Annotated in this window: 23 protein-coding genes and 2 tRNA genes; 8 read left to right on the forward strand and 17 right to left on the reverse strand. The window is 63.8% G+C overall.

Annotated features, from left to right (window positions below; translation table 11 throughout):
* Positions 1-162 precede the first annotated feature (162 nt).
* Complete coding sequence (locus ACVWZ8_RS08010) at positions 163-966, reverse strand: class E sortase (RefSeq protein WP_426975346.1); 804 nt, start codon at positions 964-966, stop codon at positions 163-165.
* A 177-nt stretch (positions 967-1,143) separates the two neighbouring features.
* On the opposite strand from ACVWZ8_RS08010, the gene ACVWZ8_RS08015 reads away from it, so the two are divergent.
* Positions 1,144-1,398 carry a cell division protein CrgA gene (locus ACVWZ8_RS08015; protein ID WP_426975345.1) on the forward strand — a complete coding sequence of 85 codons (255 nt, stop codon included), beginning with the start codon at positions 1,144-1,146 and terminating at the stop codon, positions 1,396-1,398.
* A gap of 128 nt (positions 1,399-1,526) precedes the next feature.
* A complete protein-coding gene (locus ACVWZ8_RS08020) occupies positions 1,527-2,132 on the forward strand; it encodes a DNA-3-methyladenine glycosylase I (RefSeq protein ID WP_456504323.1) in 606 nt (201 codons plus the stop codon).
* A gap of 66 nt (positions 2,133-2,198) precedes the next feature.
* On the opposite strand, the gene ACVWZ8_RS08025 is transcribed toward ACVWZ8_RS08020, so the two are convergent.
* The 4 genes from ACVWZ8_RS08025 to ACVWZ8_RS08040 form a co-directional block, all read right to left on the reverse strand.
* Entirely contained in the window at positions 2,199-2,441 is a 243-nt protein-coding gene (locus ACVWZ8_RS08025; protein ID WP_456504324.1) for a type II toxin-antitoxin system RelE family toxin, read from the reverse strand.
* A gap of 9 nt (positions 2,442-2,450) precedes the next feature.
* Positions 2,451-2,591, reverse strand: a complete 141-nt coding sequence (locus ACVWZ8_RS08030) for a hypothetical protein (protein ID WP_456504325.1) — start codon at positions 2,589-2,591, stop codon at positions 2,451-2,453.
* 845 nt (positions 2,592-3,436) lie between these two features.
* Positions 3,437-4,318 (reverse strand): rhomboid family intramembrane serine protease, encoded by an 882-nt coding sequence (locus ACVWZ8_RS08035; RefSeq protein ID WP_456504326.1) that lies wholly within the window; start codon positions 4,316-4,318, stop codon positions 3,437-3,439.
* Between the two features lie 9 nt (positions 4,319-4,327).
* Complete coding sequence (locus ACVWZ8_RS08040; RefSeq protein WP_426975341.1) at positions 4,328-4,873, reverse strand: peptidylprolyl isomerase; 546 nt, start codon at positions 4,871-4,873, stop codon at positions 4,328-4,330.
* 154 nt (positions 4,874-5,027) lie between these two features.
* Here ACVWZ8_RS08040 and ACVWZ8_RS08045 point away from each other — a divergent pair, with 154 nt between their 5' ends.
* Positions 5,028-6,008 (forward strand): hypothetical protein, encoded by a 981-nt coding sequence (locus ACVWZ8_RS08045; protein WP_426975340.1) that lies wholly within the window; start codon positions 5,028-5,030, stop codon positions 6,006-6,008.
* Positions 6,009-6,142: 134 nt separating this feature from the next.
* Complete coding sequence (locus tag ACVWZ8_RS08050; protein ID WP_426975338.1) at positions 6,143-7,018, forward strand: glycosyltransferase; 876 nt, start codon at positions 6,143-6,145, stop codon at positions 7,016-7,018.
* A gap of 19 nt (positions 7,019-7,037) precedes the next feature.
* Here ACVWZ8_RS08050 and ACVWZ8_RS08055 read toward each other — a convergent pair whose 3' ends face one another.
* On the reverse strand, positions 7,038-7,952 hold the full coding sequence (locus ACVWZ8_RS08055) for a DMT family transporter (RefSeq protein WP_456504327.1): 915 nt from the start codon (positions 7,950-7,952) through the stop codon (positions 7,038-7,040).
* A gap of 115 nt (positions 7,953-8,067) precedes the next feature.
* Here ACVWZ8_RS08055 and ACVWZ8_RS08060 point away from each other — a divergent pair, with 115 nt between their 5' ends.
* Complete coding sequence (locus ACVWZ8_RS08060) at positions 8,068-8,436, forward strand: cupin domain-containing protein (protein ID WP_426975335.1); 369 nt, start codon at positions 8,068-8,070, stop codon at positions 8,434-8,436.
* Between the two features lie 82 nt (positions 8,437-8,518).
* Here the strand turns inward: ACVWZ8_RS08060 and ACVWZ8_RS08065 are convergent.
* From ACVWZ8_RS08065 to dnaA, 11 genes are all read right to left on the reverse strand, one after another.
* A tRNA-Ala gene (locus tag ACVWZ8_RS08065) sits at positions 8,519-8,594 on the reverse strand.
* A 72-nt stretch (positions 8,595-8,666) separates the two neighbouring features.
* Positions 8,667-8,789, reverse strand: a complete 123-nt coding sequence (locus tag ACVWZ8_RS08070; protein WP_354238890.1) for a DLW-39 family protein — start codon at positions 8,787-8,789, stop codon at positions 8,667-8,669.
* A gap of 65 nt (positions 8,790-8,854) precedes the next feature.
* A tRNA-Ile gene (locus ACVWZ8_RS08075) sits at positions 8,855-8,928 on the reverse strand.
* Positions 8,929-9,026: 98 nt separating this feature from the next.
* Positions 9,027-9,641: a DUF3566 domain-containing protein gene (locus tag ACVWZ8_RS08080; protein WP_456504328.1), complete on the reverse strand. Its 615-nt coding sequence runs from the start codon at positions 9,639-9,641 to the stop codon at positions 9,027-9,029.
* Positions 9,638-12,328: a DNA gyrase subunit A gene (gene gyrA, locus ACVWZ8_RS08085; RefSeq protein WP_426975333.1), complete on the reverse strand. Its 2,691-nt coding sequence runs from the start codon at positions 12,326-12,328 to the stop codon at positions 9,638-9,640. Before gyrA ends, ACVWZ8_RS08080 begins: the two co-directional genes overlap by 4 nt.
* A 60-nt stretch (positions 12,329-12,388) precedes the next feature.
* Entirely contained in the window at positions 12,389-14,473 is a 2,085-nt protein-coding gene (gene gyrB / locus ACVWZ8_RS08090; RefSeq protein ID WP_456504329.1) for a DNA topoisomerase (ATP-hydrolyzing) subunit B, read from the reverse strand.
* Positions 14,474-14,883: 410 nt separating this feature from the next.
* On the reverse strand, positions 14,884-15,447 hold the full coding sequence (locus ACVWZ8_RS08095; RefSeq protein ID WP_456504330.1) for a DUF721 domain-containing protein: 564 nt from the start codon (positions 15,445-15,447) through the stop codon (positions 14,884-14,886).
* Complete coding sequence (gene recF, locus ACVWZ8_RS08100) at positions 15,444-16,658, reverse strand: DNA replication/repair protein RecF (RefSeq protein ID WP_426975330.1); 1,215 nt, start codon at positions 16,656-16,658, stop codon at positions 15,444-15,446. Before recF ends, ACVWZ8_RS08095 begins: the two co-directional genes overlap by 4 nt.
* A 26-nt stretch (positions 16,659-16,684) precedes the next feature.
* Positions 16,685-17,569 (reverse strand): phosphogluconate dehydrogenase (NAD(+)-dependent, decarboxylating), encoded by an 885-nt coding sequence (gene gnd / locus ACVWZ8_RS08105; protein WP_456504331.1) that lies wholly within the window; start codon positions 17,567-17,569, stop codon positions 16,685-16,687.
* A 98-nt stretch (positions 17,570-17,667) separates the two neighbouring features.
* Entirely contained in the window at positions 17,668-18,792 is a 1,125-nt protein-coding gene (dnaN, locus tag ACVWZ8_RS08110; protein ID WP_426975328.1) for a DNA polymerase III subunit beta, read from the reverse strand.
* A 583-nt stretch (positions 18,793-19,375) separates the two neighbouring features.
* On the reverse strand, positions 19,376-20,797 hold the full coding sequence (gene dnaA, locus ACVWZ8_RS08115; RefSeq protein ID WP_426975327.1) for a chromosomal replication initiator protein DnaA: 1,422 nt from the start codon (positions 20,795-20,797) through the stop codon (positions 19,376-19,378).
* A 466-nt stretch (positions 20,798-21,263) separates the two neighbouring features.
* On the opposite strand from dnaA, the gene rpmH reads away from it, so the two are divergent.
* From rpmH to yidD, 3 genes are read left to right on the forward strand one after another with little or no spacing between them, the layout of a single operon-like run.
* Positions 21,264-21,401, forward strand: coding sequence for a 50S ribosomal protein L34 (gene rpmH, locus ACVWZ8_RS08120; RefSeq protein WP_003800212.1), 138 nt, complete (start codon positions 21,264-21,266; stop codon positions 21,399-21,401).
* A gap of 41 nt (positions 21,402-21,442) precedes the next feature.
* Positions 21,443-21,853, forward strand: a complete 411-nt coding sequence (gene rnpA, locus ACVWZ8_RS08125; protein WP_456504332.1) for a ribonuclease P protein component — start codon at positions 21,443-21,445, stop codon at positions 21,851-21,853.
* Entirely contained in the window at positions 21,846-22,253 is a 408-nt protein-coding gene (yidD, locus tag ACVWZ8_RS08130; protein WP_426975325.1) for a membrane protein insertion efficiency factor YidD, read from the forward strand. Before rnpA ends, yidD begins: the two co-directional genes overlap by 8 nt.
* The last annotated feature ends 15 nt before the right edge of the window (positions 22,254-22,268 follow it).

Below are 22,268 nucleotides of genomic sequence, written 5' to 3' on the forward strand. Positions count from 1 at the left end.
TGCCGAACCAATCGTTGAATCAGTGAACTGGGTGAATTGTGCCATCCAGGGAAAAAGGAACTGAACCATCAATACCAGCCCGCCGGCGACAAGCACCAGCGCGGCGGCAATCCGGAGCCACAGGGGGCCCGGAAGATGACGGAAAATCCATGCGTACAATGGTCAGCCCTCCTGGCTGGCGCGCTGGACCTGGGCCGCGATTTCGGCCGGCGGCCCCGCCGAGGCCGGCTGCCACCGTTCCAGCAGGGCGTAGGCCACGAAGCGTTCCTGCGAGCCGAAGCGGGGGTTGCAGCTGGTCATGGTGAGGTAGCTCTCCTTGGGTACTGCCGCCGGCTGCGTCGGGACGGGCAGCAGTACATCCGTGCGGGCGGGCAGGACGATCTCGCTGTTCCGGAACACGTAGACGTAATAGCCGTCCCGGGTCTGGACATAGATTCTGTCGCCGGGTACCAGCGCATCAATGTTGTCCAGTACCGCGCCATGGGTCTGCCGGTGGCCGGCAACCGCAAAATTCCCGGCCGCACCGGGCATCGATGTGCCCTCGTAATGCCCGATCCCCAGGGTATCCAGCACCGCCGGTCCGGTCCCCTGGATGATGGGCCGGGTGTACTCCGCGCTGAACCTGGGGACGTGCAAAAGACCGATCGTCGCCCCGACTGCCGGCTCTGCGGAGATTGCGGCCGGCCCGTAGTCCGCAGAAGGGGCGGACGACGGCGCCGCGCCGGTTCCCTGCGCCACCGTGCTGTTCGACTCCAGGGGACCGTTGAACTGCCGGGCAAAGTCCTTGACGACCTCCCGCTGGTTCGCGTCGGACTCCACGTTGGTCCACCACAGCTGCCATGCGACGAATAGCAGGAGGATGACGCCGGCGGTGACGAGCAGTTCACCGAGAACGCCCATGCTGCGGGAGACGAGGCCGGCGGCGCGGGCAGCCCCGGCGGCGGCTCTGTCCCGAAGCTGCAGCACCGTGGCTTCTCCTCCTGGATGTTCGCGGCGGACACCAGGGTTGCCTGAACTACAGCTAGAATTGGCTGCTAGTAAGAATTCAAACTTGACCAAGAGCGCGTTGACCGCTGGCGTTTTCCTTCTTGCAGGATATCAAGCCGGGGTGCCGCTCCTGTTCCAGCCCGCCAAGGAGGACCCGTGCCCGAGTCGAAGCCGCGAAAAAGGACCGCCAGCGCGCCGCAGCAGTCTTCTGCCGCGCAGGCCTACAAGCCCAACGCGATCTGGTTCAAACCGGTGATGTTCGGCCTGATGATCATCGGCCTGCTGTGGATCATCACCTTCTACATCAGCGAAGCGACCCTACCGGTCGGAGCGTGGGGCTCATGGAACATCGTTGCAGGCTTTGGGATCGCCATTGTGGGATTCCTCATGACCACCCGCTGGCGTTCCTGATACCGAACTGCCCCGCAGCTACCGCTGAAGGGCCGGTACACACTGTGTGTGCTGGCCCTTTGCCATCCCCGGGGCAGCACCCGTTGACGGATAATGCTGGAAAAGGCACACCCAACAAAGGACCCCTCATGACCCCGGCTGTCCCCGGCACCATCATTGGCGACGACGGATTGGCGCGCCCCCCGTGGGCGGCCGTTGACCCGGTGCTGCGCGACTACTACGACACGGAGTGGGGGCTCCCGGTGCGTGATGAGCAGGGGCTGTACGAACGGATCAGCCTTGAGGCATTCCAGGCGGGTCTGTCCTGGGCCACGATCCTGCGGAAACGGCCGGCCTTCCGGGCGGCGTTCCATGACTTCCACCCCGAGACTGTCGCCACGTTCGGACAGGCGGACATTGACCGCCTGATGCTGGACGCCGGCATTGTCCGGAACCGGCTGAAGATCCAGGCGGCAATCACTAATGCCCGGGCCACCCTCGCCCTCCGGGACGAGGGGGGACTCGTCGACTTCGTCTGGCAGTTCCAGCCGGAATCGACGCCGGTGCCCACCGCGCATGCGCAGATCCCCACCATCTCCGCGGAGTCCGTTGCGCTATCCAAGGCGCTGCGGAAGAAGGGCTTCGCCTTCGTCGGTCCCACCACCATGTACGCCCTGATGGAGGCCATTGGCATGGTGGACACCCATCTGCTCGACAGCCACCGGCGGGGCAGCTCGGGCGTCTGGCCGCATTGAGGCAGTGCGCACAGCTCACGCCTGAGAGGTAGTCTCCACGTTCCTGCGCCATGGAGGCGGAGCGCACTACGCTTCGCGGTAGATCTCACGGCGATGTCCCGCCGGAACCCCAACGATGACCAGGCGCCCGTCGTCGATGCGGTAAAGCACCCGGTAGTCCCCGGTGCGTACGCGCCATTCAACTCGGCCGGTAAGCTTTTTCGCCCCGGGTGGCCGGGGCGTCTCAGCCAAGAGTTCAATGGCTGCCAGGATCCGGCGGCCCTCGGGCGGAGTTTGCGTAGCTGCCGGCCGCTGCCGGCAAGACCTCAATGCCGTAGCTCACGCCAGGCCGAGATCGCGTTTGACGCCCTCCCACGGAATCGGAGTCTGCCCGGTTTGTTCAACTTCCTCCCAGGCCGCGTCAACGGCGCGGATGTCCTCTAATTCCTCGGCCGCCTCGCGGAGGCGCTCAAACTCCACCGCATCGACCAGGGGAGCGACGCGGATGCCGCGTCGGGGGGAAACGCTAGGGACAGCACCCTCTGAACAACAGTCGTGTGCGTTATTAACATTGTGGATTTGCTGTGGATAAGTCCGGGAAGCGCCGTCCGTCGCCGGGTGTTGGCTTGCCTACCGGGCTCGGGGTCCACGATCCAGCAAAACACAGCCCGCGGCAACGTTATCCACTTAACAACAGGCGAGTACCCACAAGTTATCCACAACTGGGGATAACATCAACGGTCAGTGCACCGTAGGGGCGATCTCACGGCCCGACACGTGCCTCCGAGATACGGACACTCAGAGCATCAAGTTATTAACAGTGTGCATAAAGCTGTTGAAATCAGACATGACGCTGTGGGTTGCCGGCAAGCCATTCAGGCCAGTCACTGGCCGCTTCCACGAGCGACGCGATCCGGGCCTGGCGCCCGGAGTCCAGGACACGGAGTTGTCCACTTAACCACAGGGCAACCAACGGGAGTTATCCACAATTGTGGAGATCGATGGACAGCCTAGCGGGTAATCGCCAGCTGGGGCGGACAGATCGAGCGGACCGCGTTGAACTACAACGATGTAAGTTACCAACAGTGTGGATAACCCCTGTGGACAACTTCCAGCCCGCACCAGGTGAAGGGCTGTTCCCGGCCAGGCGGACCCGAGCGCCCCGCAGAAAAGGGCGCGGACAAGCCCCGGAAGGGGTGTGGATAAGTCACCAGAGGCAGGCGTCCACGCAGGGAGCGCCTGGAGGCAGGGCAGGGAGCCGCACGCAGGGAGGGCGAGGAGGCCGGGCGGAAGAGACGGCCCTGAGACAGGCTAAGAAGCCGCGCCTAGGCGCTGGCCACCCTGAGGGCGGACACGGCGATCAGCAGGGCGAACACCAGCACGAGGCCGCTGGCCTGCAGGAGCCCCTGCCGCGGTCCCCGGGGCGTGTACGCGATGACGGCAGCGCACAGGGCGCCCGTGATGGCGCCGCCGAGGTGGGCCTGCCAGGCGATCTGGGGGACCAGGAATCCGATCACGCCGTTGATGGCGATCAATACCCAGAGTTGCCTGGTATCGCCGCCGCGGTGTCGCTGGACCACCAGCATGGCGCCGAAGAGGCCGAAAATGGCGCCGGAAGCACCCACTACGCCGCTCAGCGGCTGGCCTGGGACGTAACCGGGCGTCAGGAGGAGGTAGCCGACGGATCCGCCGAAGGCGGAGAGCAAATAGACCGCCAGAAAGCGGATGCGGCCCAGGAGTGGCTCCAGGGCTTGGCCAAACATCCACAACATGTACATGTTGAGCACGATGTGGAGGATGAACCCCTGGGAATGGAGGAAGGCGGAAGTCACCATGCGCCAGGGTTCGAAAACCCCGAACTCCGGGCTGGCATAAACGGTGGCAAACGCCAGGTTCTGATAGATCCCGTCGTTGGGGACCAGCCATTGCAGAACATAGACCAGGGCGCACAGCCCGATGATGGCAAACGTTACGAGCGGCCGGCCGCCGGCCACGGCGCCGCCGTAGACCGTCTTGACGTCCGGCGTCGTACGTCGTGTTTCATTGACACAGTCAACACACTGGAATCCGACGGCGGCCGCCCGCTGGCAGTCGGGGCACGCAGGGCGCCCGCACCGCTGGCAGCGCACATAGGCGGGCCGGTCCGGGTGCCGGGGGCACACCGGGATCTGCGCGGACGGCTCGGCCGCCGGAAGTCCGTAGCTCATGGCTTGGGCTTAGAGCTTTTCTACGTCAATGCTGTTGATGGTGACGTCCTCGACGGGGCGGTCGCCCATGCCGGTGCGCACACCCTCGATGGCGTCAACAACCTTCTTGGATTCGTCATCGGCGACCTCACCGAAGATGCTGTGCTTGCCCTGCAGCCAGCCGGTGGGGATGGTGGTGATGAAGAACTGCGAACCGTTGGTGCCGCGGCCCATCTGGATGCCGGCGTTGGCCATGGCCAGTTTGTACGGCTCGTTGAAGGTCAGTTCCGGGTGGATCTCGTCATCGAATTTGTAGCCCGGTCCGCCGACACCGCGGCCCAAGGGGTCGCCGGCCTGGATCATGAAGTCTTTGATGATGCGGTGGAAGATGGTGCCGTCGTACAGCGGCGTGCCCGTCTTGTCCTCGCCCGATTCGGGGTGGGTCCAGGCCTTCTCACCGGTGGACAGCCCGACGAAGTTTTCGACGGTCTTGGGGGCGTGGTTTCCGAAGAGGTGGACGACGATGTCGCCCAGGCTCGTGTGGATGGTTGCTTTTGCAGTTGCTATGGCAGTCATGGCCCTATTCTTCCATGACAGGCCAATCCGCATAGGGCCGGTCAGCCAGTTCCGCGCTGGGTGAAATCCTCCCGAAATCGGACTGAAGAATAGCCGGTGAGGTCTGGGACACGTAGGCTAACTGCAGATACGTCACATTAATCGGGAGGCAGTTGTGAAGAAATCGGATCGTATTGCCCGTGAGCTGGAGCAGTCAGTCAGCACCGGAGTAGGGAACGCCAAGGACTGGGCAGCACCGCGGGTTGAAGCAGCAGTCAACTGGGCCGTTCCGCGACTGCAGCACGGCCTGGATACCGCTTCTCCCAAAATCCAGGAGGGGCTCAAGTCGGCCGCCCACAATCTGGCCGACGGCGTTGCCACGGTAACTCCGCGCATCCAGGACGGATTGGCACACCTCGCACCGATGATCCACGACGCCGTTGAAGGCGCCACCCCGCGCCTCCACGAGGCGCTGGACAAGGCGACGCCGGTGATCGCGAACGCACGCGACCGGGTCGTCGTTGACTACCTGCCCAAACTCTCGGACCAGATCGGTTACGCTTCCGAGGCCGTGCACCGCACGCTGGAAGGCGCCCCGGCGCACGTCGATGCTGTGGCCCAGAAGCTTGGCGATGTGGGGATCATCCACGCCGTCCAGGAGCAGGCGAAGTCGGCCGGCAGTCACATCAAGGTGGCTGCGAACGAGGCCAGCAAGGCGGTCAGCGGAGAGCTTGCCAAGCCGCAGAAGCCCAAGCACCGCGGACTGCTCATCTTCGGCGTGATTGCCGCCGCCGTCGCCGCGGGGGTTGCCGTCTGGAAGGCCTCCCAGCCGGTCGAAGATCCGTGGAAGACCCCGGCGCCGGTTACCCCTGCGCCGGTTCCGGCCACCACAGTCAACGGCGTCTTGGACACCGCCGGCGCGGCCGGCGCGCCAACTGTCGCCGCGGCCGACAAGGCCGCGGAGGCCTCCGGCGAAGTCGCCGACTCGGCGGTGACTGCCGTTGAGGACGCCGCGGACACTGCCAAGCACGTGGCGGCAGGTGCGGCCGAGGATAGCCAGGATGCTGCCGCCAAGGTAGCCACCGATGCGAAGACTGCTGTGCGGAACATTGCCGCCAGCCGCAACAACGGCGCGGACAAGACCACGGGCAAGTAGTTGAAGCCGTAGCCCGCATGCAGGCCGGCTCAGGGAGGGATTCCGCCACGGGCGGGATCCCTCCTTTTGTTTCCTCGCCGGAGGGTGCCCGGCGCCGGACGGTATAAGCGGGCATGGGTGCTAAATTTGAGGGGATGTCACCCGATAGATCCTCCCAGGATGCCTTAGACGATGCTGTGCCGCCACCGGCCGTATCCATTGTCATCCCTGCCTACAACGAGGAAAGCGTCATCAGGCAGTGCCTGATCGCGGCGGTCTACCAGTCCGTCCCGGCCCACGAGATCATCGTGGTGGACAACATGTCCAAGGACCGCACCGCCGGGATCGTGCGGCAGATGCAGCTGGAATACCCGGAGAGCCCCATCATCCTGCTGAGCCAGGACCGGGACCAGGGCCTGATTCCCACGCGCAACTTCGGTCTGGACCATGCCACCGGCGATATCCTAGGCCGGATCGACGCTGATTCTGTCCTCGAACCGGACTGGGTGGAACAGGTCCAGAAGGCGTTCGCTGAGCAGTCGGTGCACGCCGCCACGGGTCCGGTGGTCTACTACGACATGCCGATGCGCCGCTTCGGCCTCAAGGCAGACGACAAGATGCGCCAGCTTATGCTCAAGCTCGCCAAACACCAGTACCACTTCCTGTTCGGCTCAAACATGGCCCTGCGCCGTTCCGCCTGGGAAGTCATCCGCGGCGAGACCTGCCGGGATGAGAAGGATGAGATGCATGAGGATATCGACCTCTCGCTGCATCTCGCCGACCACGAGCTCCGGATCCAGTACTGGCCCGCGATGGTTTCCGGGATGTCCGCCCGCAGGCTTGAAGATTCGCCCCGCGACTACCGGTACTACGTGACGCGCTTCGACCGCACGTACAAGGCGCACAACGTCAAGAAGATGGCCCTCAAGGCGCCCATGGTGGTGTTCTTCTCGGTATATTTCCCGGCGAAGCTGCTCCGTGCCATCCACACGGTCAACACCGCCCAGCCGGCCCGCCGCGGCGGCCAGTAGCCCCGTACAGCCGGCAGCCTCAGTCGGTCCCCAGCTCCGCGAGCAGGGCGGCATTGCGGCGCACGGCCCGCGAGCCCCGCTGCCCCAGGACAACGACGGCGAGCCCCACCAGGATCATGCCCAGGCCGGCATAGGTCCCTGCGGGCAGCGTCTCGGAAAGGAACGCCGCGGCGAGCAGGGCGGCGCCCGGGATCTCCAGCAGGATGATCATGGATACCAGCAGCGGACTCATGGTGGCCAGAAGGTGGTTGAACGCCGTGTGGCCGATCAGCTGGGCGCACACGGTGACGGCCAGGATGCCGAGCCAGCCGGCGGCGTCGAATCCGGCCAGCGGCTGCCGGGATACGAGCGCCAGCACCGCGACGACGGCGGCGCACATCCCGTAGCAGAACGTCGTGTAGACCCCGGTCCCCATGGTCTGGCGGGCCTTGCCGCCCGCCAGCGTGTAGATACCGGCCAGGGCGCCTCCCGCGACGGCGAGGAGGTCGCCCAGGAGCGCGTCCGGGGAAGTGCCCATGTCGAACCCGGTGATCGCCACGACGCCGCCGAAAGCGATGCCCAGGCCCGCCAGGACCTGCCAGCGGTGCCGCACGCCCCGGAACAGCTGGAAGATAGCGATCCAGCCCGATTGCAGGCAGACCAGGGCTGTTGCCGCGGCGACGGAAGTCAGCTGGAGGGAGGTGATGAAGCAGGCGAAGTGCAGCGCCAGGGCGACGGCCGCGGCGAGGGACCAGCGGAACTCTTTTCCGGTGATCCTGGCAAACTGGCGGGGTTGCCGGACCAGCACGGGCCCGGCCATCACGGCAGCACCGATCGCGTTGCGCCAGAACGCGATGGCAAGGGCGCTGACGGTGGTGGCGCCCAGGGTGGCAGCGATAAGGGGCCCGGAGGATGCCACACCCAGCACTCCCAAAACGGCAAGGAAGAGGTTCACGGTCCAACAGTAGTGGGGCCGGGAGGATGGCACCTGACACACGCATTCTTGACCGTGGCAGGCGGCAGTGACAGTCTTAAATCCGGTCTCACCCCCATCCACAAAGGAGACCATGATGGCTTCAATCATCCGCAAGAGCTTTGACAACCCGGAGGAGACCCGCCCCGTCAAGGACGGGATGGGACAGGTTGAACTCGTCAATCTCGACGCCGGCGCCGTAGGGCGTGCGACGTTCCTGCCGGGATGGAAATGGTCCCAGCACGTCAAGCCGATCGCCCAGACGGACAGCTGCATGGCTGCCCACGTCGGCTACACCGTCTCCGGGCGCCTCAAGGTGGTCATGGACGACGGCGAGGAGAGCGAATTCGGCCCGGGCGACTTCGGCGTCATTCCGCCGGGGCACGACGCCTGGGTAGTCGGGGACGAACCATACGTCTTCATAGACTGGCAGGGCATGGGCGACTACGCCAAGCCCAAGCAATGAGACAGCCCCTCTTTCAGCTGCCCGGATTCCCGGTCATGCAAAAGGCCCCGTACCGCGTTTCCGCGGTACGGGGCCTTCCCTATGGTGGAGGCACGGGGACTCGAACCCCGAACCCCCTGCTTGCAAAGCAGGTGCGCTACCAATTGCGCCATGCCCCCATAAGAAGCAACCCGACAATCATACCCCTAGTTCGGAAAGCTGCTTTCCAGCTCCCGTTCCGGGATTCCGGGCTAGTCAACCGTGTCGGTTGATTCGCTCCAGACTGTTTTCCGGGCTTCGGACTCCTGCACTTTTCTGTAGAGCAGGACGCCTGCGATCGTAGCTGCAACAACCAGCAACGTCTTCACCTGCACCCCGTTCCGGCCCCGGAAAAACCCGGACCATCACCAAACCCCTACCGAACCCTGTACAGGTTCCGTGGGCGTACCAGGACTTGAACCTGGGACCTCTTCGTTATCAGCGAAGCGCTCTAACCGCCTGAGCTATACGCCCCGATGCCTCATCGGGCCGAGATATGACTTTACAGCACATCCCGGCCCGATCTCAAATCGAGGCATTTCCCGGGAAAATATCCGGGAAAAGTGCGGGTTTTAGTCGTCTGTAAGCGTGACGCCGATGCCGCCCACCAGTGTGGCGGAGATGTTGTACAGCACGGCCGAGAGCATGGACAGGGCTGTCAGCAGCACCACATTGATCACGGCGATGATGGTGGCGAAGGACGCAACCTGGCCCAGCGAGGCCACCTTCTTCAGCTCGAAGCCGCCTCCCTCAGAGCCGGCCAGGGTGCCCAGCAGGCTGTCGACCTGATCGAAGATGCCGGTCAGGTCAAGAACCGTCCAGAGCACGATCGCAGCCACCACCGTCACGATGCCCAGGGCAACCGAGAGCAGGAAAGCCATCTTCAGCACGGACCAGGGGTCCACCTTGCTGACCAGCAGGCGGGCGCGGCGGACCTTTGCCTTGGGGGCCGGCTTGATCAGGCCGGCCTCGTTCTGGCCGGGACGCTGTCCGGGCGCCGTCGGGCGGCCCTGCGCGGGGCGCTGACCTGGCGCCGGGGGACGCTGCGTTAAACCTGCGGCTCCGCCGGGAACGCCGGGGCGCTGCTGCGGGCGTGACGGCGCGCTGACGCGCGGTGCGGACGCAGGCTGCCGCATTCCGCCTGTACCGCTGCTGTTCTGCGTGGGATATGAGTCGGGATCACTCACTCGTTACCTCCGGTGTTGTCTTCGTCCAGTTCGGCATTGCCCGATGACTCATCTGATTCCGGGGCCGGTACTGATTCTGCCTCTGCGGACCCGTCATGCGATCCGGTATCTTCAGCCAACGTTACGTCATCCGGCGCGGATGCCGGACTTTCCTCGTCCGTATCCAGGCCGCGTTCGCTGTTGCGCGCAACCTCGATGATGCGGTCATTCTTGTCCGGCTTGGCAAAGATCACGCCCATCGTGTCGCGGCCCTTGGCGGGAACACCCGCCACCGAAGATCGCACCACCTTGCCGCCTTCCATGACCACCAGGACTTCATCTTCTTCCTGCACGATCAACGCGCCGACGAGGTGTCCGCGTTCCTCCTGGTATTTGCCGACCTTGATGCCGAGGCCGCCGCGGCCCTGGAGCCGGTACTCCTCCACAGCGGTGCGCTTGGCGTAGCCGCCCTCGGTGACGACGAAGACGAAGGAGCCGTCCGTTACGACGTCGGCCGCCAGCAGCTCGTCATCCTCCCGGAATTTCATGCCGGTAACGCCGGACGTGGCCCGGCCCATCGGCCGCAGGGCTTCATCCGTCGCGGTGAAGCGGATGGACTGGCCCTTGCGGGACACCAGCATCAGGTCATCGGTTTCCGAGACCAGCTGGGCGGAGACGAGCTCGTCGCCCTCGCGGAGGTTGATCGCGATGACGCCGGCGGAACGGTTGGTGTCGTAGTCCTCCAGGCGGGTCTTCTTGACCAGGCCGCGCTTGGTGGCAAGCACCAGGTACGGCGAGTGCTGGTAGTCCCGCAGATCCAGCACCTGGGCGATGTGCTCATCGGGCTGGAAGGCGAGCAGGTTCGCCACGTGCTGGCCCTTGGCGTCACGTCCCGCTTCGACGAGTTCGTAGGCCTTGGCCCGGTAGACGCGTCCCAGGTTGGTGAAGAACAGCAGCCAGTGGTGCGTTGTGGTGACGAAGAAGTGCTCCACGACGTCGTCGCCGCGCAACTGGGCGCCCTTGATGCCCTTGCCGCCGCGCTGCTGGGAGCGGTAGTTGTCGCTGCGGGTGCGCTTGACGTAGCCACCCCGGGTGATCGTGACGACCATTTCCTCTTCGGGGATGAGGTCTTCCATGGACATGTCGCCGTCGAAGCCGAGCAGAACCTTGGTGCGGCGGTCGTCACCGTGCTTGGCCACGATTTCGGCCAGCTCGGTGCTGATGATCCCCCGTTGCCGTTCCTCGGAAGCCAGGATCGAGTTGTACTCGGTGATCATGGCCTCGAGTTCCGAGTGGCGGTCCTGGATCTTCTGGCGTTCCAGGGCAGCGAGCCGGCGCAGCTGCATGTCCAGGATGGCGCGGGCCTGGAGTTCATCGATAGCCAGGAGCTGCATCAGGCCGTCGCGGGCGGCCTCGGTGGTGTTGGACGCACGGATCAAGGCGATGACCTCATCCAGCGCGTCGAGCGCCTTGAGCAGGGCACGCAGGATGTGCGCTTCTTCCTCGGCCTTGCGGAGGCGGTAGCGGGTCCGGCGCGCAATGACGTCCATCTGGTGCGTGACCCAGTGGCGGATGAAGGCATCGAGGCTCAGTGTGCGGGGCACGCCGTCGACGATTGCCAGCATATTGGCCGCAAAGTTGTCCTGCAGCTGGGTGTGCTTGTAGAGGTTGTTCAGCACCACCTTGGCGACGGCGTCGCGCTTGAGCACGATCACGAGGCGCTGGCCGGTGCGTCCGGAGGTTTCATCGCGGAGGTCCGCGATGCCCGAGATCTTGCCATCCTTGACGAGCTCGGCAATCTTGATCGCCAGGTTGTCCGGGTTGGCCTGGTAGGGCAGTTCGGTGACCACGAGACAGGTGCGGCCCTGGAGTTCCTCGACGTTGACGACGGCGCGCATGGTGATGGAGCCGCGGCCCGTCCGGTAGGCATCTTCGATGCCCTTGTGCCCCAGAATCGTGGCGCCGGTCGGGAAGTCAGGACCCTTGATGCGCAGGATCAGCTCCTCGAGCAGTTCCTCCCGGCTGGCGGTCGGGTTGGCCAGGTACCACTGCACGCCGTCGGCCACTTCGCGGAGGTTGTGCGGCGGGATGTTCGTGGCCATGCCGACGGCAATACCCGAGGAGCCGTTGACCAGCAGGTTGGGGAACCGCGCCGGCAGGATCGTCGGTTCCTGGTTCTTGCCGTCATAGTTGTCCTGGAAATCGACGGTTTCCTCGTCAATGTCGCGGACCATTTCCATGGCCAGCGGGGCCATCTTGGTTTCCGTGTACCGCGGTGCCGCAGCCCCGTCGTTGCCGGGCGAGCCGAAGTTTCCCTGGCCGAGGGCCAGCGGGTAGCGCATGGTCCAGTCCTGGATGAGGCGGACCAGCGCATCGTAGATCGCCGTGTCGCCGTGCGGGTGGTACTGGCCCATGACCTCGCCGACCACGCGGGCGCACTTGTTGAAGGAACGGTCCGGGCGGTAGCCGCCGTCGAACATTGCGTACAGCACACGGCGGTGGACGGGCTTGAGGCCGTCGCGGACGTCGGGGAGGGCACGGCCCACGATCACGGCCATGGCGTAGTCGAGGTAGGAACGCTGCATTTCCGTCTGCAGGTCCACCTGTTCGACTCGGTCAGTCAGCACGTCGCTATCCACAACGGTGCCTTCAAGTGCGGGCTCGCCGGCGGCCGAGCCGGCTGGGACCTCGGGTGTTTCGTCACTCATAGTCTATATTTTCCGTTTCAGGTATATATCGGTCCGGGAATATTTAGGGTTGTGATCCGCCTAGATATCGAGGAACCGAACGTCCTTGGCGTTCTGCTGAATGAAGTTCCGGCGGGATTCGACGTCCTCGCCCATCAGGGTGGAGAAGGTCTGGTCCGCGGCCAGGGCATCGTCCATGGTGACCTGCAACAGGGTGCGGTGGTCCGGATCCATGGTGGTGTCCCAGAGCTCGGTGTAGTCCATTTCGCCGAGACCCTTGTAACGCTGGATGCCGTTGTCCTTGGGAATACGGCGGCCGGCGGCCTGGCCGGAGACCAGCCTGGCGTCCCGTTCCCGGTCGCTGTAAACGTAATCGTGCGGGGCGTTGGACCACTTGATCCGGTACAGCGGCGGCTGGGCAAGGTAGACGTAGCCGTTTTCGATCAGCGGGCGCATGTAGCGGAACAGCAGCGTCATCAGCAGCGTGGTGATGTGCTGGCCGTCGACGTCGGCATCGGCCATCAGGACGATCTTGTGATAGCGCAGCTTGCTGAGGTCGAAATCCTCGCCGATGCCCGTGCCGAACGCTGTGATCATTGACTGGACCTCGGCGTTGCCGAGGGCCTTGTCCAGCCGGGCGCGCTCCACGTTCAGGATCTTTCCGCGCAGCGGAAGGATGGCCTGGGTTTCCGGGTTCCGGCCCCGCTTGGCGGAACCGCCGGCGGAGTCGCCCTCCACGAGGTAGACCTCGCATTTGGCCGGATCCTTCGAGGAGCAATCGGACAGCTTTCCGGGCATACCGAAGGACTCCAGCGGGCTCTTGCGGCGGGCGTTGTCGCGGGCCTTGCGGGCGGCCATCCGGGCCTGGGCAGCGGAAATGGCCTTGCGAATCACGTCACGGGCCGGACCGGGGTTGCGTTCCAGCCAGTCGCCAAGACCGTCGGTAACAACGCGCTGGACAAAGCCCTTGACCTCCGAGTTGCCGAGCTTGGTTTTGGTCTGGCCCTCGAACTGCGGCTCGGCCAGCTTGACCGAAATGACTGCTGTGAGTCCCTCGCGGATGTCGTCACCGGTGAGGTTGTCGTCCTTTTCCTTGATGATGCTCTTCTCCCGCGCATAGCGGTTGATGAGCGAGGTCATCGCGGCACGGAAACCCTCTTCGTGGGTACCGCCCTCATGGGTGTTGATCGTGTTGGCGTAGGTGTGGACGCTCTCGGAGTACGCGTTGGTCCACTGCATCGCCATTTCCAGGGCGATGTGGCGTTCCGTGTCCTCGGTTTCGAAGGCGATGACGTCCTCGTGCACCACGTCCACCTTCTTGCCGGAGTTCAGGTGCTTCACGTAATCCAGCAGTCCGTCGTCGTACTGGTAGACGACGGTGTGGAATTCCGCGGGGATTTCGCCTTCGGTGGGGACGGAATCCAGATCGAGGTCGCCGTCCTCGGACGGATCCTCTTGAGCGCGACGCTCGTCGGTCAGCGTGATGCGCAGGCCCTTATTCAGGAAGGCCATCTGCTGGAAGCGGGCCCGCAGCGTCTCGAAGTCGAATTCCGTGCTCTCAAAGATGCTGGCATCCGGGTAGAACGTCTGGGTGGTACCGGTCTCGTCGGTATTCTCTCCCTTGACGAGTCCGCCCTGAGGTTTGCCACCGTCGGCGAAGGACATCATCCAGACGTGGCCCTGGCGGCGGACCTCGGTGTCGACGCGGCTGGACAGCGCGTTGACCACGGAAATGCCGACGCCGTGCAGGCCACCGGACACGGCGTAGCCGCCGCCGCCGAACTTGCCGCCCGCGTGCAGGATGGTCATGACGACTTCCACCGTGGGCTTGTGCTCGGTCGGGTGCATGTCGACCGGGATCCCGCGGCCGTTGTCGACCACCTTCACGCCGCCGTCGGCCTGGAGAACGATTTCAATGTGGGTGCAGTAGCCTGCCAACGCCTCGTCGACGGAGTTGTCCACCACTTCGTAGACCAGGTGGTGCAGTCCGCGCGGTCCGGTGGACCCGATGTACATGCCGGGACGTTTCCGGACGGCTTCCAGGCCCTCGAGGACCGTAATGTCGCTCGCGCCGTAGCCATGGGGTGTCACGGTCTCCGGCGCGTCTGCCATCACAACTTCCGCTTGGCGTTCCACGGCGGGGATATCTGCATTGTCGTTAGCCACAGGCGCTCTCGACTCCTCTGTATTCGTTGAAGGCCGGCCGTTGCCACTCTCCGGAGGAAAGGGCTTTTGCCAACAGGCACGTCACTGATTACACCGGCTGTTCTACTCGAGGAGCCGTCCGCCGCACGCTGGTATTGCGTCGGAAACGGACTCAGTCAACGTTTCACCGGCGCCCAGTTATCTGCCACAATTCTACCGTGCAGGAGAGTCTAAACCCGCATTCCAGAGCCCCAAACGGCAAGGAAAGGGCCGCTGGGAGGCCATTGACTCCACCTGCAAGGCTCCAGGGGTCCCGGTCTAGGGTTCCTATACGCCCCCGGGGCGTCCAAGCGCCCTACACGCCGTTTCCGCAATTTTCAAGACTTTTGCAAGGAGTGCTTCATATCCAGCGCGCTTGAGGTGCGCTGCAATTACCCGTAGGTGTCGCGGGGGCCGCGTCCGTTGACCGTCCGGGCGCCCCTCCGCCAGCTCGGAGCCGCCGGTCCCAGCACCTGGATCTGGGTCACGACGCCCTCACCGAGCTCGGTGCGGAACTTGTCCAGCAGGCTGATGCTGAGCAACCGGAGCTGCGTGGCCCAGGCGGTGGAATCGCACCGCACGTGCAGGGTGGTGTTCTCGAAACTCTCAGGAGTGCAGTGTGCGGAGATTTCGGGTCCCACTAGGGTTCCCCACTGTGCCATCACCGAACCGACCGCCACCGGTGAACTCCAGCCGCGTTCGGCGACGAGACGGCCCACCACCTTCCCCAAGCCGAGAGGGTCGCGGCCCGTGCTGTGGAATTGCCCGAATCCCCGGGTCCCTCCGGCCCTGCGGGCAGGTTTCTGCGGGGCGGTGCCGGGACGCGGCGGGGCTTTGCGCCGGATTTCGCCCCGCGCCGCGGCAGCGTCACGCATTCTGTTCAGCGCGGACTGGGGTGCGTCGATGTCGTGGGGATCTCTGCCTGGCTGCAGGCCGCCGTCGGTATCCTTATTCATCGATATTCCGGCGCATCGATTCCTCCCAGGACTACCTTCACCCGCCGTCCGGCCAGTTCCACAGGAATGTCATCCTCGACGGCGGCCGTCACCAGCACCTGCTCGGCGCCGGATACTATTGCCGCCAGTTTACGCCGCCTCTCAACATCCAGCTCGGCGAATACGTCATCCAGGATCAGGATGGGAGCCGAGCCACCGGTGCGGGCATCGTCCAGCATCACGTAGTACGAGGCCAACCTCAGGGACAGGCACATGGACCAGGTTTCACCGTGCGAGGCATAGCCCTTGGCCGGGGCCTGTCCCAGCACGAGTTCGAGCTCGTCGCGATGCGGCCCGACAAGGGAGATCCCCCGTTCCAGCTCCTTGCGGCGTGACGCTGCGAAGGCCTGGACGTAGCGGTCAGTGAGTTCATCGACGGACAACACGCGCAGATCCTCCACCGCTGCTTCCACCTCATCTGCCGTTGCCGGAACGGCAGCCGACGGCGCGGCGCCGTCGTCCTCCAGTACATCCTGCAGCGTCGAACGGTAGATGGCACCGGCTTCCTTGGACCCGTCCGTGAGCTGGGCATAGGCACTCTTGAGATGCGGCCGGAGCCGTTCCACGAGTTCAAGCCGCGCGTGCAGCAGCTCGGCCCCGGCCCGCGCCATGTGCTGGTCCCAGACATCCAGCGTTGCCTCATGGCCGGAGGTGAACTTGCCGGCCCGGGAGGATTTCAGCAGCGCATTGCGCTGCTTGAGGACCCGGTCGTAATCACTGCGAGTCGCGGCATGGCGGGGAATGAGGCTGACCAGCAGTTCGTCGAGGAACCGACGCCGGCTGGACGGATCGCCCTTCACCAGGGCCAGGTCTTCCGGTGCAAAGAGCACGGTCTGGCAGATACCGAGGATGTCCCGGGCGCGGACCGGATTGCTGCGGTTGATGCGGGCACGGTTGGCCCGGCTCGCGTTGATTTCGAGTTCGAGCACCGTCGACTGTTCGCCGCGGACCAGTCTGGCGCGGATCAGGGCCCGTTCGGTGCCGAAGCGCAGAAGGGGCGCATCCGAACTGACCCGGTGGGAACTGAGGCTGGCGAGGTAGCCAATGGCTTCCATCAGGTTGGTCTTGCCAATGCCGTTGGACCCGACGAGAACCGTGACGCCGGGCGCCAGGCTGAGGTCCACCTGGGCGTAACTGCGGAAATCGGTGAGCGAAAGTTGTTCTAGGTACACGCCGGATTCAGGATTTCAGGGCAGGACTATTTTGCCGGACGGGTGGCATGCCCGCCGAACTGGTGGCGCAGCGCGGACACCATCTTCATGGCCGGTGAATTGTCCTCGCGGGAGGAGAACCGGGCAAACAGCGCTGCCGTAATGGCCGGCGCGGGCACGGCGTTGGCGATCGCTTCCTCCACGGTCCAGCGTCCCTCGCCGGAATCCTCGACGTAGTCGTCGATCGATTCCAGTCCTGGATCTTCGTCCAGGGCCTTGACCATGAGATCCAGCAGCCAGGACCGGACAACCGTGCCCTTCTGCCAGGCCCGGAAGGTTCCGGGCAGATCTGTGATGATGTCCTTGGCGGCGAGGAGTTCGTAGCCTTCGGCATAGGCCTGCATCAGGCCGTACTCGATGCCGTTGTGGACCATCTTGGCGTAGTGCCCGGCGCCGACGCCGCCCACGTGGACGAAGCTGTCGGCGCGGCCGCCTTCGGGGCGGAGCGCGTCGAAGACCGGCAGTGCCCGTTCGATGTCGGCGGGGTCACCGCCGGCCATCAGCCCGTAGCCGTTCTGGAGACCCCAGACTCCGCCCGAGACACCACAATCGGCAAAGCGGATGCCCTGAGCGGCCAGGGCAGCTCCGTGCTTCTGGTCTTCGGTGTAGCGGGAGTTGCCGCCGTCGATCACGAGGTCGCCGGCGTCGAGCTTGGTTGCGAGTTCAGTGATCACGGTGTCGGTGATTTCTCCGGAGGGGACCATTACCCAGATCAGGCGGGGTCCCGGGACGGCGGCCAGGAGTTCGTCCACGCTCGCCACGTCCGAGACGTCCGGGTTCCGGTCAAAGCCTGTGACTTCGATTCCACCTGTGCGCAGCCGTTCGCGCATGTTGAAACCCATTTTTCCAAGGCCGATCAGTCCGATGTGCACGGTATGAACTCTTTTCTGCGTTGGGGTGTGGGCGATACGCACCCAACTGACTCGCATTAGTTGTCGTTTGGGCGGTCCAAAACGACAACAACTGCCAGCTAGTTGGGGAGACGGACGGGCATGACCAGGTAGCGGTAGTCGCCCTGGTCTTCGCCGTCGGCGTCGTGCTGGGCCGTGATCATGGCCGGCTTGGGTGCCGCCGTGAAGGAGAACCGCACGTATTTGGTTTCGATCACGCTCAGTCCCTCGACCAGATAGTGCGGGTTGAAGGCAACCGTGATGTCTTCCCCGGTGAGCTGGGCTTCGAGCTCTTCGGAAGCCTGGGCATCCTCGCCGGTGCCGGCATCAAGGTGCAGTTGGCCCTGGGTGAAGGCAAGGCGGACCGGAGTGTTCCGTTCGGCCACGAGCGAGACACGTCGTACGGCTTCGACGAGTTCCTGGGTCTGCACTGTCGCGTGGATCGGTGTGGAGTCCGGAAAGAGCGAGCGGATCTTGGGGTAGTCGCCGTCGACGAGAAGTGAGGTTGTGGTGCGGCCGCCGCTCTCAAACCCGATGAGCCGGCTATCATCCTCGGCGAGGGCAAGATGGATGTCGCCACTGCCGCCGAGGGTCTTCGCTACTTCATTGAGCGTCTTGGCCTTGACCAGGGCGCTCGTGGAAATCCCGGGCGTTACCGGCTTCCAGGGAACTTCACGCATCGCCAGCCGGTAGCGGTCCGTCGCCAGCAGGGTGATGAGATCGTCCTCGATCTCCATCCGCACGCCGGTGAGAATCGGCAGGGTGTCGTCCTTGCTGGCGGCGATGATCACCTGGGAAACCGCCTGGGCGAAGGAATCCCCTGGGACGGTGCCGCTGATCGGGGGCAATGCAGGCAGCGGCGGGTATTCGGCCTCCGGCATTGTGGCGAGGTGGAAGCTGCTTCGGCGGCACGTGAGCGTGACTTTGTTGCCCTCAGTCTCGACGTCGACGGGGGCTGAGGGGAGGCTGCGGCAGATGTCTGCCAGCAGGCGCCCCGACACCAGGATGGTGCCTTCCGTGGAGATGTCCGCGGGGATTTCGAGCCTTGCGGACGTTTCGTAATCGAAGCTCGACAGGCTCACGGTACCGGCTTCGGCCTTGAGGAGCAGCCCGGAAAGCACGGGTACTGGCGGCCGCGGAGACAACGACCGGGCGGTCCATGTCACGGCTTCTGCCAGGACGTCCCGTTCGACTCTGAACTTCACGGAAGGGTGCCGCCTTTCATTGCTGCTGTCATCGCTAAATCGCCGGATTGCCGCGGAATTCGGTCGGGCAACTGAACTCCGTCAGGAAGGGACGTGCCTGCTTCCCGGGTTCATGGCCCAGCTGGGAACCACAAATGAAGTCCGGGACGGACGCACTGCAGACAGCTTAGCCCCAACAAGTCGGTTCTCCCATCCATGGGTTACATCCGTGTGGTTCGACCCGGCGGCCTTTTGCCTGGTTTCCGGCCCCGGGCCGGAACGGGCCTTGGCGGTCTGAGGCGGCGAACAAGAGACTGTTATTTGAGGGAATTTCATTTTCTAGGGATTAGTAGTGTTAATAACTGCTGTGGATACTGTGGATAACCCCGTTTCGCGGTGCGATTCCGCGGTTAAGCCCTGTTCATGGACTGTGGGTGGAGCAGGTTTTAAACAGGGTGTGGATGGGGATAACATTTTTGGCCCTGGTGCCGATCCACAGGCGGCTTAAGGGTTTTAAGCCCATTAAGGGCGGTTGTCCCCTTAACTATCCACAGGGTTGTCCACAGGTGCCTGTTAATAAGGTAGGTGTCAGCGGCCGGACGGTTCAGGAATTGCGCTGCTGCTGCTTGATCCGGTTGGTCAGCTCGGTCACCTGGTTGTAGATCACTCGGCGCTCGGCCATGAGTTCGCGGATCTTGCGGTCAGCGTGGATCACCGTGGTGTGGTCGCGGCCTCCCAGTTCCTGCCCGATCTTGGGCAGCGACATGTCCGTGAGCTCGCGGCACAGGTACATGGCGATCTGCCGGGCGGTCACGAGCGTCCTGGTGCGCGACTTGCTGCAAAGCTCCTCCATGCTGAGCTTGAAGTAGTCGGCCGTCTGCGTGAGGATCTGCGCCGAGGTAATTTCCTGGGCTCCGTCGTCGGTGATGAGGTCCTTGAGGACCATCTCCGCCAAGGCCACATCCACCGGCTGGCGGTTCAGGCTGGCGAACGCGGTGACACGGATCAGCGCACCCTCGAGTTCACGGATGTTGCTGGAGATCTTGGACGCGATGTACTCCAGGGCATCGTCCGGGGCGGAGAGACCCTCGCTGAGGGCCTTCTTCCGGAGGATGGCGATACGGGTTTCGAGTTCCGGCGGCTGGATGTCGGTCAGCAGGCCCCATTCGAAACGTGACTTCATTCGGTCTTCGAAGCCCGCGAGCAGCTTGGGCGGCTGATCGGAGGTGATGACCACCTGTTTGTTGTTGTTGTGAAGCGCGTTGAACGTGTGGAAGAACTCCTCCAGCGTCCGGTCCTTGCCGGCCAGGAACTGGATGTCATCGATGAGCAGCACATCGACGTTGCGGTAGGTGGTCTTGAAGCTGGTGCCCTCATCGTCGCGGATGGAGTTGATGAAGTCGTTGGTGAATTCCTCGGAATTCACATACCGGACCCGGATGCCGCTGTAGAGCCTGCGGGCGTAGTGGCCGATCGCGTGCAGCAGGTGGGTCTTGCCCAGTCCGGAGTCGCCGTAGATGAACAGCGGGTTGTAGGCCTTGGCCGGGGCTTCAGCCACGGCGACGGCGGCGGCATGGGCGAAGCGGTTGGAAGAGCCGATGACGAAGGTATCGAAGACGTACTTCGGATTGAGGCGGCCAAATTCGTGGGAAGTGCTCGGCAGCATCGGCTGCGGCTTCAGCTCCACGGTCGCGTCGGCTGCCAGGGCAAGTTCGACGACGGGCTCCGGCTCGGTGTGCAGCGGGACCAGATCGGTGTCGACGTCGATGGCGCAGCGGATTTCGTCGGAGAAGACGTTGCGGAGGGCATCGTCGAGTGCTTCCTTGACCTGGGTCTGCAGGACCTCGCGGGTGAGCTCGTTGGGCACCGCCACCAGGAGGGTCGAACCGATCAGGCCCTGCGCCTGGGCGAGGATGACAAAGCCGCGCTGCCGGGGTGTTACACGGTGGTCGTTCTCGAGAAGGCTCACTACCCTCCGCCAGGAACTTCCGACAGTGTTGGCTTGGTTGGCTTCGTCTACTGTCATCAATCAGTTCCTCAAACTTGCTTGCCTGCATTAGCTGCAGCCACAAGTCCCGAACCAGTGCGCTGGTCCCGGCTTAATCCACAGGGTTATGCACAGTCCGTGGATAATTGGCTACTGGGACACTCTAGGGGATGAAAAACCTAGAAGATAGCTAGGGTCTGTCCTGTGGATAATCACATGGTTGTAGTTCGAAAACCGGGGCCGTGACCCACTTCATCCACAGGTGTGGATGTGAGTTAGCCACAGCTGGGGAAAGGTTGCGGGCCGTCCCTCGGTTTGACTCCGGGTGCCGTCAAGCCCTAACGTTGTGAAGTCCCATGTGCACGCTTTTTGCCCTCAGTTGAATCTCTCCCCGACGCTCCGCGTCTTGCGAGTCCGAGGAGAAGCGGCACATACAAAACTTAGCGTCGACCAGTTCTTCCCCTTGATCGGGTGGGCGCACCTTTGATCCACTGGAGTAACTAACGTGAGCAAGCGGACTTTTCAGCCGAATAACCGCCGTCGAGCCAAGAAGCACGGCTTCCGCCTTCGTATGCGTACCCGTGCCGGCCGTGCCATCCTGGCAGCCCGTCGTGGCAAGGGTCGCACCGAGCTGTCGGCCTAAATACCTGACTCGTCGGTCCACCTCCCTGTGCGAGTAGAACGGTGCTAGCCACCCGCAACCGTCTCAGGACATCGACCGATTTTTCAACAACTGTACGTTCCGGTGTCCGCAATGGACGCCGGAACGTAGTGTTATATGCGGCAGCCCTCGCTGCCGATGAACCAAGCCGGATCGGATTCATCGTTTCCAAGAGTGTCGGGAACGCTGTCGTCAGGAACCTCGTTAAGAGGAGACTGAGAGAAGCCGGCGCCTTGTCGTTGCAGAAATACGGCAGCGGGTTCGCGATCGTGGTCCGGGCCCTGCCCGCCGCGGCCGACGCCAGCTGGGAACAATTATGCACCGACTATGACGCCGCTTTGGAGACAACCATGAAACGGCTGGGCAGCCGCCTTCCACAGGCTGCTTCTTCAGTTTCTTACGAGACAACACAGGAAGGGACACCGCGTGCGTAACTCCGCTGCCGCCGTCGTCCCGCATCCTGAACCTGCCCTGAAATCAGCAGCAAGATGGTTGGGCCGGGCAGTCTGGAACTTGCCCCGCACTGTCCTCATCCTGATGCTTCTGGCCTACCGCAAGGTGATCTCACCGCTGTACGGCCAGGTCTGCCGCTTCTTTCCCAGCTGCTCGGCCTACGCCCTCGAGGCGATCACGGTGCACGGCGCGGTCAAAGGAAGCTGGCTTGCGGCCAAACGTCTGTTGCGCTGCCATCCCTGGAATGCCGGTGGTGTGGACCATGTCCCCGCCGGCAAATGCGAGTGGCCCGCAGACCGCACCCCCACAATTGTTGTGCTGAACAATCCGGACAAGTACCTGGGTGCTCAGTCTGATGGAGAAGGCCGCAGTGCGGCCTAACGAATAGGGATATCG

It is taken from the genome of Arthrobacter sp. UYCu723, from assembly GCF_054059215.1.

Coding starts and splice junctions, on each gene's coding strand:
- ACVWZ8_RS08050 (WP_426975338.1), top strand. CDS start 6,143: ATGTCACCCGATAGATCCTCCCAGGATGCCTTAGACGATGCTGTGCCG.
- ACVWZ8_RS08020 (WP_456504323.1), top strand. CDS start 1,527: ATGACCCCGGCTGTCCCCGGCACCATCATTGGCGACGACGGATTGGCG.
- ACVWZ8_RS08040 (WP_426975341.1), bottom strand. CDS start 4,873: ATGACTGCCATAGCAACTGCAAAAGCAACCATCCACACGAGCCTGGGC.
- dnaA (WP_426975327.1), bottom strand. CDS start 20,797: ATGACAGTAGACGAAGCCAACCAAGCCAACACTGTCGGAAGTTCCTGG.
- gyrA (WP_426975333.1), bottom strand. CDS start 12,328: ATGAGTGACGAAACACCCGAGGTCCCAGCCGGCTCGGCCGCCGGCGAG.
- ACVWZ8_RS08060 (WP_426975335.1), top strand. CDS start 8,068: ATGGCTTCAATCATCCGCAAGAGCTTTGACAACCCGGAGGAGACCCGC.
- ACVWZ8_RS08035 (WP_456504326.1), bottom strand. CDS start 4,318: ATGAGCTACGGACTTCCGGCGGCCGAGCCGTCCGCGCAGATCCCGGTG.
- ACVWZ8_RS08095 (WP_456504330.1), bottom strand. CDS start 15,447: ATGAATAAGGATACCGACGGCGGCCTGCAGCCAGGCAGAGATCCCCAC.